Annotated in this window: 6 protein-coding genes; 5 read left to right on the top strand and 1 reads right to left on the bottom strand. The window is 72.8% G+C overall.

Annotated features, from left to right (window positions below; translation table 11 throughout):
• Positions 1 to 201: 201 nt before the first annotated feature.
• Positions 202 to 1,425, bottom strand: coding sequence for an MFS transporter (locus ACIQVT_RS18285; RefSeq protein ID WP_403754898.1), 1,224 nt, complete (start codon positions 1,423 to 1,425; stop codon positions 202 to 204).
• Between the two features lie 483 nt (positions 1,426 to 1,908).
• Between ACIQVT_RS18285 and ACIQVT_RS18280 the strand changes: the two genes are divergently transcribed.
• The 5 genes from ACIQVT_RS18280 to ACIQVT_RS18260 all read left to right on the top strand — a co-directional run.
• Positions 1,909 to 2,532 carry an RNA polymerase sigma factor gene (locus ACIQVT_RS18280; RefSeq protein ID WP_403754146.1) on the top strand — a complete coding sequence of 208 codons (624 nt, stop codon included), beginning with the start codon at positions 1,909 to 1,911 and terminating at the stop codon, positions 2,530 to 2,532.
• A gap of 5 nt (positions 2,533 to 2,537) precedes the next feature.
• Positions 2,538 to 2,945: a hypothetical protein gene (locus ACIQVT_RS18275; RefSeq protein ID WP_403754142.1), complete on the top strand. Its 408-nt coding sequence runs from the start codon at positions 2,538 to 2,540 to the stop codon at positions 2,943 to 2,945.
• A gap of 351 nt (positions 2,946 to 3,296) precedes the next feature.
• The gene (locus ACIQVT_RS18270; protein ID WP_403754139.1) at positions 3,297 to 4,196 is read left to right on the top strand and encodes a LysR family transcriptional regulator; all 900 of its coding nucleotides are present in this window, start codon (positions 3,297 to 3,299) and stop codon (positions 4,194 to 4,196) included.
• A gap of 274 nt (positions 4,197 to 4,470) precedes the next feature.
• On the top strand, positions 4,471 to 14,157 hold the full coding sequence (locus tag ACIQVT_RS18265; RefSeq protein WP_403754137.1) for an SDR family NAD(P)-dependent oxidoreductase: 9,687 nt from the start codon (positions 4,471 to 4,473) through the stop codon (positions 14,155 to 14,157).
• Between the two features lie 209 nt (positions 14,158 to 14,366).
• Positions 14,367 to 16,535, top strand: a 2,169-nt coding sequence (locus tag ACIQVT_RS18260) for a type I polyketide synthase (RefSeq protein ID WP_403754134.1), incomplete at its 3' end; no start/stop codon positions are given.

Genomic DNA, 16,535 nt, shown 5'->3' with positions numbered 1-16,535 from the left:
CGGCGGCAGGCGGGGGCCGGCGACAGGCGGGGTGGCGGCGGTGCGTCCGCGGTGCGGTGTCCACGGGGTGGCCGGGTGGAGGGACCCTGGTCAGGGCCCCTCCGGCGGATGCTCGTTGCGGTGCCGCAGTCCTCGCCGCACGCGCCGGAACCGGTCACCGGTCGAGCCGCTCCGTGCGGCCGTCTCCCGGACCGCCGGGGCTCACTGCTCGATCGTCCCGGCGGGGATCGCGCGGGCGCGGACGACGAAGGGCCGGGAGAAGACGGTGACGGCCACGGACAGCGCGGCCACAGCGGTGATCGTCGTGCCCGGGCCGAGGTACTGGGCGATGCCGCCGGCCGCCGCGGCTCCGATGCCCTGCCACGTCATGCGGCCGGCGGACTCGACGCCCTGGACCTGGCCGCGCACCGGGTCCGGGGTCAGCGCGAGGAGCTGTTCCTGGAGCGGCAGGGTGGCGGCGAACCCGGCACTGGCCAGGAACACCGCGGTGGCCGCCACCGGCGTGGGCGGGTCGGCGGCGAACAGCAGGTACGGCACGGCGAGCAGCAGGCGCAGGGCGAAGGCGTGACGCCGGCGCCGGTCGGCGTCGAGCAGGCGCCCGACCGTGAGGTCGCCGAGGAGCATCCCGGCCGATCCGGCGGCCAGGAGGGTCCCCGCGTCGTCGGGGGCGTAGGAGATGAACAGGGCCTCGCACCCGACGATCAGGCCGTTGGGAACCCACAGGTTCAGCAGCAGGGCCCGTCGGCCGGGGTGGGCGAACAGCGCGACGTTGGTCCTCCAGGTCCGGCGCAGCCCGGGACGCCGGGCCGGCCGGATCGAGTGCTCCCGGACGGTCGCCGCGACGGCGCCGAGCGCGAGTGCGCCCAGACCGGCGGCGACACCGAAGACCTCCTCCGGGCTGAGGTGGCGGAGCAGCGCGGCGCCGACGGCGTAGCCGAGGATCGCCGTACCGCCGGACGTGATGTTCATCAGTGACCGGGCGAGCGCGTAGGTGGAGGCGGGCACGATCTCGGCGAGCACGCCCATCCGGGTTCCCGTGCCGAGGGACTGGAAGAGGCCCAGCAGCAGCAGGAGACCGAACCGGGCCGCCAGCGGCAGTCCCGGGACCGCCTGCGCGGCCACGCCCAGCAGGGAGAGGCCGTGGAGCAGGACGAGGGTCCGGCGGGGACGGTTGCCGTCCGCGACCGACATCAGCGTCAGCGCGCCGAACACCGTGGCGAACGTCGCGCCGTACATGCTCACGGCAGTCAGGAACGGGGACCGGGTCCGCTCGTCGACGAGCGTGCCGAGTGCGAAACCCGCCAGGGTGCTCGATGCGGCCGTCAGGGTGAAACCGGCGTAGAGGCCGGCGAACTCACGGTTGCGGAGCAGGGCGCGGTAGCCGGCGGGAGGTGGCGACGCGGGCACGGGCGCGTCGGAGGGCAGGTCGGAAGGCGCGCCGGAGCGCAGGTCGGAGGATGGGCCGGAAGGCGTGTCGGAGGGCATGAAAAAAGCCTCCGGAGGCCCGTGTCGGGGCGCCGAAGGCGAACGTGATCATTGTAGCACGCCTTCGGCGCAGTCCCATCGGTGCCGGCACCTGCGGGGCCGGGCCGGGCGTGACGGAGGTGGGTGCCGGCGGGCGCGCCGTGCCCGGACCCGGGGGTGCCGCCCGTCGCCGCCCGGCCGGTGGCGAGGGGCCCGCGAACTTTCTTCGTCCGGAGCCGAATCCTTTTCGGGGGTCGCCGCCTCTTATCCGTGTACCGGCCGCGAGGGCCGGCGGAGACACGGAGGAACCACCATGATCATCGGCATCGTAGTGATCGGCGCAGTGCTCGTGGGCGCGTGCAGCTGGCACCTGACGAAGCGCATCCGGAGCCGGAGCTGACCACTGCCTGCGGGCACGGCGCTTTGCGGGTATGAGTAGGACGCATGAACCGTAGCTTCTCCTGGCCGGACGAACGGCTGATCAAGGCTGCCCAGGACGGCGACGTCACCTCGCTCACCACCGTCGTCATGGAATCGCAGCCCCATGTGCGCAAGTTCGCCATATCGCTGTGCGCCTCCCCGCAGGACGCGGAGGACGCGGCGCAGGAGGCGCTGATCATCCTGTACCGGAAGATCGGCACCCTACGGGCCTCCGGCGCGCTCGCCGCGTGGATGTTCCGGATCGTGCGCCACGAGTGCCTCCGGCAGGTACGGCTGCTCGTCTCGCGGAGCGACGAGACGGCGGCCGAACCGGAGGGGTGCGCCGAGCCGTCCGCCGAGGAGGCGGTGCTGCGCAGGATGGAGGCGGAGCGGGTCGCCGCCGCGATCAGCGCCCTCCCCCGCGACCAACGGCAGGTCCTGATCATGCGGGACGTGCAGGGCCTGCCCGGTGGTGTCGTCGCCCGGTCGCTCGGCCTGAGCACCCCCGCGATGAAGTCGCGGCTGCACCGAGCCCGCGCGACGCTGCGCCACACCCTGGCCCTGACCGACCAAGGATCCGATCAGAGCCCCGACCGAGCACCCGATCACCGAGTCGATCGTCCAGCCGGAGGAGAGTTACGACCTTGAACACCATGAAGCTCACGAAGAACACGAAGGCTCCGGCGGCGGGTCCGCCCGCGGCGCCCGGGCCGAACTACGCGAGCAAGTCCGTCACGCGCCATCTGGTGCGCGGCGTCATCGGCTTCGGGCTGGTCATCGGCTCGATCGCCATGATTCCCGTCGTGGGCCCGGTCAGCCTCGTGGTGGCCCCGCTCGCGCTGGTCGCCTTCCGTGGCTGCCCCACCTGTTGGATGGTCGGCCTGGCGCAGACCATCTCCCGCGGCCGTCTGGAGCGCGAATGCGTGGACGGCGTCTGCACCTTGACCAGGGCGGACCCGGCGAAGAAGGCGGAGGACGGGCCGTCGGCCGGCGTCACCGTCCCGGCGCACCTGCCCGTGTCGGCCCCGGCCTCCGCGCACAGCGAGCGCTCGAACCTCTGATCCCGCGTTCGGGGAGGAACTGATCGGGGCACCGGACAGCATCTGGACGACACACACGAAAGCCCTCCCGGGGTCGACAGGATCCGGGAGGTGACTTTCTCTGTGTCGGCATCACGGACGACGGTTACCGCTGAAGGCATACGGACGCCCATATCAAGTTGCCGATCGAACCATTTATAGGATTCAGGCGTTCCGTTTCCAGCGGCGCGGTGTGCAGTGATCGACACAGCGGGCACACGACCTGAACAGACGATCGAACAATTTCTTCATCTCCCGATCTCAGCACGGCTTGGCGCGGCGATCCAATATCTTTTCAGTACCGGTGGCAAAGGATTGGGTATCGTGACGTCCATGGACTTACGGGGGTTGCGTTACTTCGTGACGGTGGCCGAGGAAGGCAATGTGAGCCGGGCGGCGCGGCGGCTGCACATGTCCCAGCCGCCGCTCAGCCAGCGAATCCGCGAGCTGGAGACCGAGTTGGGCTGCGAATTGTTCGTCCGGGGACCCAAGGGAATGAGACTGACCCCGGCCGGTGAAGTCCTGCTGGAAGAAGCCCGACTGCTGCTCGCGGGGGCCGACCGGGCCAAGGAACGGGTGGTGCGACAGGTCTCCGGCGCGCGGGTCCTGCGGGTCGGGGTGCTCGGGCCCGGCGAGGCCACCCTGTCGAAACCCGTCGCGCGGGCCTTCGCGCGCAGCCGGCCGGAGGCCGCGGTGGTCCTGCGCCAGGGTGACCTGAGCGACCCGACGATGGGTCTCACGGCCGGCGCCGTCGACGTGGTGATCACCTGGACCCCCTTCGACGTGACCGGGCTGGCGGTGCGCGCGCTCCAGGAGGAGGGCTGCTTCGCGGCCGTCGCCTCGGACAGTCCGCTCGCCCAGCAGACCTCCCTGACCAGGCACGATATCGACCGTCCCGGTTCCGTACAATTGCCCGCCGGGGCCGACGCGCTCTGGCGGGCGCACTGGCAGCCGTCCGCGACGGGCGACGGGCCCGAGGTGCGCTCACTGGGCGAGTGCCTGCACGCGGTGCTGTGGCAGGGCTCGATCGCGCTGGTGCCCGGATCGGTCGCGCGCCGGCACACCGTGGAGGGCATCGCCTACCGACCGGTCGTCGACCTGCCGCCCACACGGCTCGTTCTCGCCTGGCGGCGCGAGGACCGTTCGCCGCTCGTGGCGGCGTACGTGGAGGCGTTCTCCACCGCTCGCGACAAAGGTTCGGCGGCCCATCGAGAGGGCGTTGTGCGCACGTAGGGCGGCGTTGTGCAACGTAGGCGACAGCGCGGACACGCGCCGCGCCGATCTTCCACGGAGCTGCGGTCTATCGAGTTCCGGATATTCCTGAGCCGTCCGTCCTTCCGTCCCTGAGCGGTGTCGCCCGGTGGATACCGGAAAGCCGTTGAGATGTTCTGGGTGGTTTTGGTTTACGGCGAGCGCGGCGCGATGCTACCGTCCGAAGCCGACTTGAAGTCCGGCCAGACATCGAGTCGGCAGCACGATCACGCTTCACGGGGGGAGCAACCGCACCATGATTCGCCATGCCCGGATATATCCAGGAGCATCAGCCGCTGACACGACGCGAAACAGGTCGGGCGGCACGAAAAAGAATGCGGAACAGGCGGTCGGGGGTCGAGAACAGCCGTCGGTATTCGATCACCTAGAAGACTCGCACGACTCGGACGAATTCGGCGCCGCGGACGACGGGACCGTTGCCGTCGTCGGACTTTCCTGCCGTTTTCCCGGCGGATCAGGGCCTGCCGCATTCTGGGACCTGCTGCGGGAGGGCCGCGACGCCGTAGCGGACCCGCCTCCGGACCGGGCGCACCTCGCCGCATCGCCGGACGGGGTGCGACTCCGCGGTGGTTTCCTGCCGTCCGTCGACACGTTCGACGCCGGGTTCTTCGGCATCTCGCCTCGTGAGGCCGCCGCGATGGACCCGCAGCAACGGCTCGTCCTCGAGCTCGCGTGGGAGGCGCTGGAGGACGCCGGTATCGTCCCGGCCGCTCTCGCCGGCAGCGACATCGGCGTCTTCGTCGGCGCGATCGGCGACGACTACGCGACCCTCACCCACGCGGCCGGACCCGGCACGGCCTCCGCCCACACCGTGACCGGACTGCACCGGGGCATGATCGCCAATCGGGTCTCCTACGTCCTCGACCTGCGCGGTCCGAGCGTCGTCGTCGACACCGCGCAGTCGTCGTCGCTGGTCGCGGTGCACCTTGCCTGCGAGAGCCTGCGGCGCGGCGAGTCCACCGCCGCGCTGGCCGGCGGTGTCAACCTCATCCTGGCGCCGGAGAGCACTCGGGCGCTGGCCGCGTTCGGCAGTCTCTCACCGGACGGCCGATGTCATAGTCTCGACGCCCGGGCGAACGGCTACGTCCGAGGTGAGGGCGGCGGCCTGGTGGCTCTCAAACTCCTCCGCCGTGCCGTCGCCGACGGGGACCGGATCCACTGCCTGATACGTGGCGGGGCCGTCGGCAGCGACGGCGCCAGCGAGACCCTCCCCACTCCGAACGGACAAGCCCAGGAACGTGTCGTGCGCGACGCCTGGGAACACGCGGGAATCCCGCTGGACCAGGCGCAGTACGTCGAGATCCACGGATCGGGCACCCGGGTCGGGGACCCCGTCGAAGCAGCGGCTCTGGGCGCCGTGTTCGCGGCGTCCCGCACACCAGAAAACCCGCTCAGGCTCGGCTCCGTCAAGACGAACATCGGCCACCTCGAAGGGGCCGCCGGCATCGCCGGACTCGTGAAGACCGTCCTGTGCCTCGCCAAGCGCGAACTCGTCCCGACCCTGAACTACCGCACCCCGAACCCCGGCATACCCTTCGCCGAGCTGCGACTCGCCGCCGCCACCGCCACCGGACCCTGGCCGCACCCCGACCGGCCGCTCGTCGCGGGCGTGACCTCCGTCGGGATGGGCGGCACCAACTGTCACCTCGTACTGAGCGACTGGCCGGACTCCACCGCGAACACACCAGCGAAGCAACCGGGTTCGGACGGGGAGACGGGTGCCGTCCCCTGGGTGCTCTCCGGACGCGGGGACGCCGCGCTGCGCTCGCAGGCCGTCCGGCTGCGCGAACACCTCGCCAGGCACACGGAGACGGGCGCCGCCGAGGTCGCCCGGGCCCTCGCTCACGACCGCGCCGTGTTCACCCACCGGGCCGTGCTCGTCGGTGCCGGCCGGGACGACCTGCTCACCGCCCTGGACGCGGTCGCCGACGCCCGGGTCCACCCGGCCGCGGTCGAGGGCGGCGGCCCGCGCGCCGGCCGCGAAGCGGTGTTCGTCTTCCCCGGCCAGGGCTCGCAGTGGACCGGCATGGCCGCCGAACTGCTCGACAGCCATCCGGTGTTCGCCCGTGCCGTCGAGGAGTGCGAGCGCGCGCTGCGCCCGTACCGCGAGTGGTCGCTGACCGACGTACTGCGCGGCCGTCCCGGCGCGCCGGCCCTGGAACGCGACGACGTGGTGCAGCCCACCCTGTGGGCCGTGATGGTCGCCCTCGCCGCGCTGTGGCGGGCGGCGGGTGTCGAGCCCGCCGCGGTCGTCGGTCACTCGCAGGGCGAGATCGCCGCCGCCACCGTCAGCGGCGCCCTCCGCCTGGACGACGCGGCCCGGCTGGTGGCCGTGCGCAGCTCCGCCCTCGGCGCGCTGGCCGGCCACGGCGGTGGCATGCTCACCGTGTCGCTGCCCGCCGACCGGGTGCGGGAGGACCTCATCGGCCGCCCGGGGCTCGGCGTGGCCGCCGTCAACTCCCCCGGCATGACCGTGGTGGCCGGCGACGGCGACGCCCTGGACGCGCTGGCCGCGCACTACGGCGAGGACGTCCGCACTCGGCGCGTCCCGGTCGCCTACGCCTCTCACAGCCCGCACGTGGACGCCGTGCGGGAGGCGCTGCTCGCGGACCTGGGGGGGATCGCGCCCCGCGCCGGGCGGACACCACTGCACTCGACCGTGACCGGGACGGTGCTGGACGGCTCCGGCCTCGACGCCGGCTACTGGTTCCGCAACCTGCGGGAGCCCGTGCGGTTCGAGCCGGCCGTACGGGCGCTGCTCGACACGGGGCACGACCTGTTCATCGAGATGAGCCCCCACCCCGTACTGACGCTCGCCGTCCAGCAGACCGCGGAGGCCGCCGAGCTGCCGGTCACCGCCCTGGGCACGTTGCGCCGCGGGGAGGGCGGTCCGCAACGCCTGCTCCTCGCGTTCGGCGAGGCCTTCTGCCACGGCGCGGAGGTGGACTGGCCCGCCCTCCTGCCGGCCGGCGCCGCTCGTGTCGATCTGCCGACGTACGCCTTCCAGCGCCGCCGGCACTGGATCTCGGGGGGACGCGGGGCCGGCGGTCCGGTGCCGGTGCCCGAAACCGTGGCGCCGGTGAAGTCGTCGGCGCTCGCGGAGGACAGCGCGGAGCCGGTGGAGACCACGTCGCCCCGGTCGCTGACCGGACCGGCCGCCCTGGAGCTGGTGCGGGCGCACGCCGCCGCCGTCCTCGGCCACCACCGCGGCGACGACGTCGAACCGCGCCTGAGGTTCAAGGAGTTGGGCTTCGACTCCTCGATGGTCGTCGAGCTGCGCGACCGGCTCGTCACCGCCACCGGACGCACCCTGCCCACCACCGTGGTCTACGAGCACCCCACGCCCGCCGAGCTGGCCAGGGTGCTCAGCACCCCGGGGGCGCAGGCGGTCGACACGGCGGTTCCGGCGGCCCGGTCCGGCCACGACGACCCGATCGTGATCGTCGGCATGGGGTGCCGCTTCCCCGGCGGCATCGACTCACCGGAGCAGCTGTGGGACACCGTCGCCCGGCAGCGGGACGTGATCTCCGGCTTCCCGGCCGACCGGGGCTGGGACCTGGACGGCCTCTACCACCCCGACCCGGAGCACGTCGGCACCACGTACGTGCGGCGCGGCGGTTTCCTGGAGGGCGCGGCCGAGTTCGACGCGGAACTGTTCGGGATCTCGCCGCGCGAGGCGCTGGCCATGGACCCGCAGCAGCGCGCGTTCCTCGAGGTGTGCTGGGAGAGCCTGGAACGCGCCGGCATCGCCCCCGACTCCCTGCGCGGCACCCGCACGGGCGTGTTCGCCGGCGTCATGCCGCAGGAGTACGGTCCCCGGCTGGGTGAGGCCACCGCCGGCGCGGCCGGGTTCGGACTCACCGGAACCACCTCCAGCGTCGCCTCCGGCCGCGTCGCCTACACCCTCGGCCTCCAAGGCCCCGCCCTCACCGTGGACACCGCCTGCTCCTCCTCCTTGGTCGCCCTGCACCTGGCCGTGCGTGCCCTGCGTACCGGCGAATGCTCACTCGCCCTCGCCGGCGGCGTCACGATCATGTCCACACCCGGCATCTTCATCGAGTTCTCCCGCCAGCGGGGCCTCGCCGCCGACGGCCGCTGCAAATCCTTCTCCGCCGACGCCGACGGCACCGCCTGGGCCGAAGGCGCCGGCGTCCTCGTCGTCGAACGCCTCTCCGACGCCCGACGCCTCGGCCACACCGCCCTCGCCGTCATCGCCGGAACCGCCGTCAACCAGGACGGCGCCTCCAACGGACTCACCGCACCCAGCGGCCCCGCACAAGAACGCGTCATCCACGCCGCCCTCACCGACGCCCGCCTCACCCCCGACGCCATCGACGCCGTCGAAGCCCACGGCACCGGCACCACCCTCGGCGACCCCATCGAAGCCCAAGCCCTCCTCACCACCTACGGCAACGAACGCGACGGACAACCACTCCTCATAGGCTCCCTCAAATCCAACCTCGGACACACCCAGGCAGCCGCAGGAGTCGGCGGCATCATCAAAATGGTCATGGCCCTCCACCACCAGGAACTACCCGCCTCCCTGCACATCGGCAAACCCAGCACCCTGGTCGACTGGAACACCGGCAGTGTCGAACTGCTCACCAAGCCCCACCCCTGGCCCACGACCGACGACCGAACCCGACGAGCCGGCGTCTCCTCCTTCGGCATCAGCGGCACCAACGCCCACGTCGTACTCGCGGAACCACCCACCGAGGCACCCGTGCCAGAGGGAGGTGTCACGCCGGACGACACGGCTCCGCTGTGGGTGCTGTCCGGCCGTACGGAGCCGGCCCTGCGCGCCCAGGCCGCCCTGCTCCTCGACGCCTCGGACACCTTGGACGGTGTCCCCGCCCGGGACCTGGGCCGTGCCCTGGCCACCACCCGGAGCGCACTCGACCACCGTGCGGCCGTCACCGCCGAGGACCGCGCCGAAGCACGGGGTGCGCTGGCCGCGCTGAGCCGCGGCGAACCGCACCCGGCCCTGGCCGTCGGCACGGCCCGCCCGGACGACGGACTCGCCTACCTCTTCACCGGCCAGGGCAGTCAACGCGTCGGCATGGGGAGCGAGTTGTACGAGACGGAACCGGTCTTCGCCGGCGCGCTGGACGAAGTATGCGCGGAACTCGACGCGTGCCGGGGGTCCGTGCCCGGCGCCTCAGCCGCACCGATCCGTGACGTCATGTTCCACGACGCCGAGGCGCTCGACCGGACCGAGAACACCCAGAGCGCCCTCTTCGCCCTCCAGGTCGCGCTGTTCCGGCTGCTGGAACACCAGGGGACGGCACCGGACGCCGTACTGGGCCACTCCATCGGCGAGTTCGCCGCCGCGCACGTCGCCGGCGTCCTCACCCTGCCCGATGCCTGCGCCCTGGTCACGGCACGCGGCAGGCTGATGCAGGCGCTGCCGGCCGGTGGTTCGATGACGGCCGTCCAGGCGTCACCCGAGGAGCTGAGCCCACTGCTCGCGGGCCGCGAGCACGAGGTCGGCCTCGCCGCCGTCAACGGCCCCACCGCCGTCGTCATCTCCGGTGACGACGAGGCCGTCGAACAGGTCGCCGCCGTGTTCGCCGCCGAGGGCCGCAAGACCCGCCGGCTCGTGGTGAGCCACGCGTTCCACTCGCACCGGATGGAGGGAATGCTGGAGGCTTTCACCGAGGTCACGGCGGGAATCCGGTACGCCGAGCCGCGCATCACCATGGTGTCCACCGTCACCGGACGGCCGGTCGAGATCACCGCCGACCACTGGGTCCGGCAGGTGCGCCAGGAGGTACGGCTGTCCGACGGGCTGGCCGCGCTGCACGGACTGGGCGTGCGGACCTTCCTCGAACTCGGCCCGGACGGTGTGCTGTCGGCGCTCGGCCAGGACTGCCTGGACGACGACGCCACGACGTTCGTACCCGTGTTACGGCGTGGCCGGTCCGAGCGCCGCAGCCTGGCCGCCGCGCTCGGCGCCCTGCAGGTGCGCGGCCGGGGCCCCGACTGGCACGCCGTGTTCGGCCCCGGGCGGACGCCGGAGCTGCCCACGTACGCCTTCCAGCGGGAACGCTACTGGCTGACGGCGGACGGCGGGCGCCAAGGGTCCGGCCACCCGTTGCTCGGACCCGTCGTGGAACTGGCCGCTTCCGGGCAGGCCGTGCTGACCGCCCGGCTCGGTCGCCGCACGCATCCCTGGCTCGCCGACCACACCGTCCTCGGCTCGGTCCTGCTGCCCGGCACCGCGTTCCTGGAGCTCGCCGCCCGGGCGGGCTCGTGCACCGGAGTCCCGAGGGTCGCCGAACTCACCCTCACGGCACCGCTGGTGCTCCCGGACGACGGGAGCGTCGAGGTGCAGCTCGTCGTCGCCGCGCCCGACGACGAGGGGCAGCGTGCCCTGACCGTGCACGCCCGCACCACGTCGCCCGACGGCCCCACCACGCCGTGGACCCTGCACGCCACCGGTCTCCTCGCCCACCACGTCGGGGCCCCCGCCGTGACCGCCGGCTGGCCGGCCACCGTCTCGGAGCCGCTGTCGCCCGACGACTGCTACGACGAACTGGCCGCCGCCGGCTACACGTACGGCCCGGTCTTCCGGGGCCTGCGCGCCGCGGGGCGGCATGGTGCGACCCTGCTCGCCGAGGTCGCCCTGCCGTCGTCCGTCACCGACGCCACCTCCTATCAGCTGCACCCGGCCCTGCTCGACGCGGCCCTGCACCCCGTCGTGACGACCGCGCCGGGCGGTGCCGGCCGCCGTCCGCTGCCGTTCTCCTGGCGCGGTGTGTCCGTGCACCGACCCGGCGCGCGCACCGCTCGCGCCCTGATCACCAGCGGTGGGCCGGACACGGTCGCGCTCACGCTGCTGGACGACTCCGGGGCCGTCATCGCCGAGGTCGAGGAGCTGCTGCTGCGGCCCGCCGGTGACGGTCCCGTCGTACCACGGTCGCTGCACCGCCTGGAGTGGAAGCCCGTCGGCGCGGACCCGCGGCCGGCACCGGACGCCGCCGTACTCGGCACCGTCGACCTGGGCGTGGGCCCCCGCTACGCCGACCTCGCGGCGCTGGGCGAAGCCCTCGACGCGGGACGGCCCGCGCCCGCGCTGGTCTTCGCACCGCTCGTGGGGCCGGGGTGGACCGATGATCCGGGGCCGGTCGAGGATCTGGGGTCGGTCGGAGGGTCGGTTTCGGCCGGGGGGCCGGCGTCGGTCCCGCAGCTCGCGGACGGCCCGGTGGAGGACGCCCGGCCCGTGGCGCACCGCGCACTCGCCCTGCTCCAGGCGTGGCTGGCCGACGAACGGTTCGAGCAGTCGCGGCTGGTCCTGGTCACCCGGGGTGCCGTGGCCACGACGCCGGACGCGGACGTGACGGATCCCGCCGACGCGGCCGTATGGGGACTGGCACGGTCGGCCCAGACCGAGCACCCTGGACACGTCGGGCTGCTGGACGTGGAGCGGGGAGCCGACTGCGGCACCGCCCTGCCGTGGATCACCTCGGAAACCCAACTGGCGGTCAGGGACGGTCGGGCGCTGGTGCCCCGGCTGGTGTCCGCTTCGGCCGACGGCACCCTCGTCCCGCCCGCCGGGACGGCTGCCTGGCGGCTGGCGGTCCGCGAACGGGGGACGCTGGACCACCTGGCGCTCGAACCGTGCCCGGAGGCCCTGGCCCCGCTCGGCGACGGTGAGCTGCGCATCGCGGTGCGGGCGGCCGGCGTCAACTTCCGTGACGTACTGAACGCCCTCGGCCTCTACCCCGGCGATCCCGGCCTGCTCGGCCTCGAAGGGGCCGGTGTCGTCACCGAGGTCGGCCCGGGCGTCACCGGATTCCAGGTCGGTGACCGGGTGATGGGCCTGTTCTCCGGTGCGTTCGGCCAGGTGGCCGTCGCCGATCACCGGCGGGTCGCCGCGATGCCCGCCGCCTGGACGTACGCCCAGGCGGCGTCCGCGCCCATCGTGTTCCTCACCGCCTACCACGGGCTGGTCGACCTCGCCGGTCTGAGCGCCGGCGAGCGCGTACTGATCCACGCGGCGGCGGGCGGCGTCGGGATGGCCGCCGTCCAGCTGGCGCGGCATCTGGGGGCGGAGGTCTACGGCACGGCGAGCCCCGGGAAGTGGGGCGCGCTGCGCGCCCTCGGCCTGGACGAGGGGCACCTGGCGTCCTCGCGCACCCTGGACTTCGAGTCCGCTTTCGGCGCGGCCACCGAAGGCCGCGGGATGGACGTCGTACTCGACTCCCTCGCCGGCGAGTTCGTGGACGCCTCGTTGCGACTGTTGCCGCGCGGTGGCCGTTTCGTCGAGATGGGCAAGACGGATCTGCGGGACCCGCGCGAGGTCGCGGAGGCGTACCCCGGGGTCGACTACCGGTCCTTCGACCTGCTCCAGGCGCCCACCCGGCGGATCACCGAACTGCTCACCGAGGTACTGCGGTTGCTGTCGTCGGGAGCACTGTCCCCGCTGCCGGTCAGCGAGTGGGACGTGCGCCGGGCGCCGGAGGCGTTCCGGTACGTCAGTCAGGCCCGGCACGTCGGCAAGGTGGTCCTCACGCTGCCGGTGGCCCTCGATCCGGCCGGCACGGTTCTGATCACCGGCGCCACCGGTGCTCTCGGCGGACTGGTCGCCCGGCACCTGGTCACCGAGCACGGCGCCCGCCGACTGCTGCTGGTCAGCCGCCGTGGCCCGGACGCCCCCGGTGCCACCGGACTCGTCGCGGACCTGGCCGGCTCGGGCGCGGAGGTCACCGTGGCCGCGTGCGACACCGCCGACCGCGAGGCACTCGCGCACCTCCTGGCCGACGTGCGGCTGACCGCCGTCGTCCACGCGGCGGGGGTGCTCGACGACGGTGTGGTCACCGCGCTCACTCCCGAACGTCTCGACACCGTGCTCGCGGCCAAGGCCGACGCGGCCTGGAACCTGCACGAACTGACCGCCGGCCAGGACCTGTCGGCGTTCGTCCTCTTCTCCTCCGTCATGGGTGTCATCGGCGGAGCGGGGCAGGGCAACTACGCGGCCGCCAACGCCTGCCTGGACGCCCTCGCCCAGCACCGCAGGGCCCGCGGGCTCCCCGCGCTGTCCCTGGCCTGGGGACTGTGGGGAGACACGGCGGAAGCGCCGGGCGCCGGCGGAGGGCCCGGTGGTACCGGGACGTCCGGTCACGTCGGGATGACGGGCGCCCTCAGCGAGGCCGACCGGAAGCGTCTCGTCAGGAGCGGCCTGTCCCCCATCGACCCGGCCTCAGGTCTGGCCCTGTTCGACGCGGCCCTCCGCATGGACAGCGCCGCACTCGTGCCCGCGCACATCGACCGGGCGGCGCTCGGTGCGATGGGCGCCCAACTCCCTCTCGTACTGCGGGATCTGGCGCCGGTCGTGTCACGCCCGGCCGGACCGTCGGTCGCCGTCGCCGCGGTCGGTCCCGCGTCCCTCCGTGACCGGCTCGCCGGACTCAGCCGGGCCGAGCAGGACGAGATGCTGCTCGACCTCGTCCGCACGCAGACGGCCGCCGTGCTCGGCCGGTCGGAAGCCGCCGGCATCCCGGCCGACCGGCCCTTCAAGGACCTGGGCTGCGACTCGCTCACCCTCGTGGAGCTGCGCAACAGGCTCCAGGCCGGTGCCGGTCTCCGGCTGCCCGCCACCCTCCTCTTCAACTGCCCGACGCCCAAGGCGGTCGTCGCCCACCTGCACGCCGAACTGGCACCGGCCGAAGCCTCGACCACCGGCGTCACCACCTCACCGACCTCGGACGGGCTGGTCGAACTCGACCGGCTCGAAGCGGCCCTCGCCGCACTGGCGGACGGCTCCGACGACGGCACCAGAGCCGAGATCATCCAGCGGCTCCAGGCACTGCTGGTCCGGGTACCGGTCCAGCGGTCCCGGACCGATCACGACGACCTGACGACACGGGTCCGGTCGGCGTCGGTGGACGAACTGTTCGCGTTCATCGACTCCGAACTCTGATTCCGCACCGCACCGCACCGCACCTCATCACAGCCGGGTGGCCAGCCGCGTTCCGCGGCATTCCGCCCGCCCCTCACCCTGCACACGCGGTCCGCTCCGCCCGGCTCGGCCGGGCACCGACCGATCGCCGCGCAACGCAACGCAGCGCAACGCAGCAGGGCCACGCACACCAGGCACAGCGTCACGACGTCTACGGGGGCACCACCATCATGAGCACGAAGGACTACGACAAGCTGGTCGACTACCTCAAGCGCCTCACCGTCGACCTCCACGAGTCACGCCGGCGGGTTCGCGAACTGGAGGACGGCACCAACGACCCGATAGCCATCGTCGGGATGGGCTGTCGCTACCCCGGTGGGGTGGACTCGCCGGAGGGGTTGTGGCAGGTCGTCGCCCAGCAGCGGGACGTGATCTCCGGCTTCCCGGCCGACCGGGGCTGGGACCTGGACGGCCTCTACCACCCCGACCCGGACCACTCCGGCACCTCCTACGTCCGCGACGGCGGATTCGTCACGGACGCCGCGGAGTTCGACGCCGAGTTGTTCGGGATCTCGCCGCGTGAGGCGCTGGCGATGGACCCGCAGCAGCGCCTCCTCCTGGAAGTCTCCTGGGAGGCGTTGGAACGGGCCGGTATCGCCCCCGGATCGCTGCACGGCAGCGACACCGGCGTGTTCCTGGGGGCCATCGCGCAGGAGTACGGTCCCCGGCTCGGTGAGGCCACCGCCGGTGCGGCCGGGTTCGGACTCACCGGAACCACCTCCAGCGTCGCCTCCGGCCGCGTCGCCTACACCCTCGGCCTCCAAGGCCCCGCCCTCACCGTGGACACCGCCTGCTCCTCCTCCCTGGTCGCCCTGCACCTGGCGGTACGCGCCCTGCGTACCGGCGAGTGCACGCTCGCCCTCGCCGGCGGCGTCACGATCATGTCCACACCCGGCATCTTCATCGAGTTCTCCCGCCAGCGGGGTCTCGCCGCCGACGGCCGGTGCAAATCCTTCTCCGCCGACGCCGACGGCACCGCCTGGGCCGAAGGCGCCGGCGTCCTCGTCGTCGAACGCCTCTCCGACGCCCGACGCCTCGGCCACACCGCCCTCGCCGTCATCGCCGGAACCGCCGTCAACCAGGACGGCGCCTCCAACGGACTCACCGCACCCAGCGGCCCCGCACAAGAACGCGTCATCCACGCCGCCCTCACCGACGCCCGCCTCACCCCCGACGCCATCGACGCCGTCGAAGCCCACGGCACCGGCACCACCCTCGGCGACCCCATCGAAGCCCAAGCCCTCCTCACCACCTACGGCAACGAACGCGACGGACAACCACTCCTCGTCGGCTCCCTCAAATCCAACCTCGGACACACCCAGGCAGCCGCAGGAGTCGGCGGCATCATCAAAATGGTCATGGCCCTCCGCCACCAGGAGCTACCCGCCTCCCTGCACGTCGGCAAACCCAGCACCCTGGTCGACTGGAACACGGGCGGAATCGAGCTGCTCACCGCACCACGGCCATGGACGACCGGTGAGGGCCGGGTCCGTCGGGCCGGCGTCTCCTCCTTCGGTATCAGCGGGACCAACGCCCACACCATCCTGGAAGAGGCACCCGTCGAGGTCGGTACGACCAAAGCGCCGACGGGGTTGGACGGCGGTCAGCTGCCGTGGGTGCTGTCGGCACGGTCGGCCGACGCCCTCGCCCAAACCGCACGACGACTCGCCGACCACGTCCGGGCGAGGCCCGAGGTGCCCTGCGCCGACGTGGCGTTCTCGCTCGCCACGGGACGTTCCGGGTTCGAGTCCCGAGCCGTGGTTCCCGGCACCGGCGGACGCGACGGACTCCTCGCAGGACTCGACGCACTGGCCTCCGGGGAGGTCGGCGGCGAGCAAGGCGTTTCCCCCTCCCGAGCCGTGTTCGTGTTTCCGGGGCAGGGGTCGCAGTGGCCCGGCATGGCCGTCGACCTCCTCGACACCTCCAAGGTGTTCCGCGACACGATCACCGCCTGCGAAACAGCCCTCAACCCCTACATCGACTGGTCACTCACCGACGTACTCCGCGGCCACCCCGACGCCCCCACCCTCGACCGCGTCGACATCGTCCAACCCGCATCCTTCGCCATGATGCTCGCCCTCGCCGCACTCTGGCACAACGCCGGCGTCACCCCCACCGCCGTCATCGGCCACTCCCAAGGCGAAATCGCCGCCGCCGTCACCGCAGGCGCCCTCACCCTCCAAGACGGCGCCCGCATCATCGCCCTCCGCTCCCAAGCCCTCCGCGCCCTCACCGGCACCGGCACCATGGCCTCCCTCGCACTCCCCGCCACACAAACCCAGGACATCATCACGCCCTGGACCGACCGGATAACCATCGCCGCCATCAACGGCCCCACC

It is taken from the genome of Streptomyces sp. NPDC100445 (assembly GCF_044759735.1).
Lineage (GTDB): Bacteria > Actinomycetota > Actinomycetes > Streptomycetales > Streptomycetaceae > Streptomyces.
Note: the sequence above shows the minus strand (reverse complement) of the source record. Positions and strands in the feature narration are given on the sequence as shown.

Excerpts from the sequence above, each read along its gene's own strand:
- ACIQVT_RS18280 (WP_403754146.1), top strand. The coding sequence starts at position 1,909 with ATGAACCGTAGCTTCTCCTGGCCGGACGAACGGCTGATCAAGGCTGCC.
- ACIQVT_RS18275 (WP_403754142.1), top strand. The coding sequence starts at position 2,538 with ATGAAGCTCACGAAGAACACGAAGGCTCCGGCGGCGGGTCCGCCCGCG.
- ACIQVT_RS18270 (WP_403754139.1), top strand. The coding sequence starts at position 3,297 with ATGGACTTACGGGGGTTGCGTTACTTCGTGACGGTGGCCGAGGAAGGC.
- ACIQVT_RS18265 (WP_403754137.1), top strand. The coding sequence starts at position 4,471 with ATGATTCGCCATGCCCGGATATATCCAGGAGCATCAGCCGCTGACACG.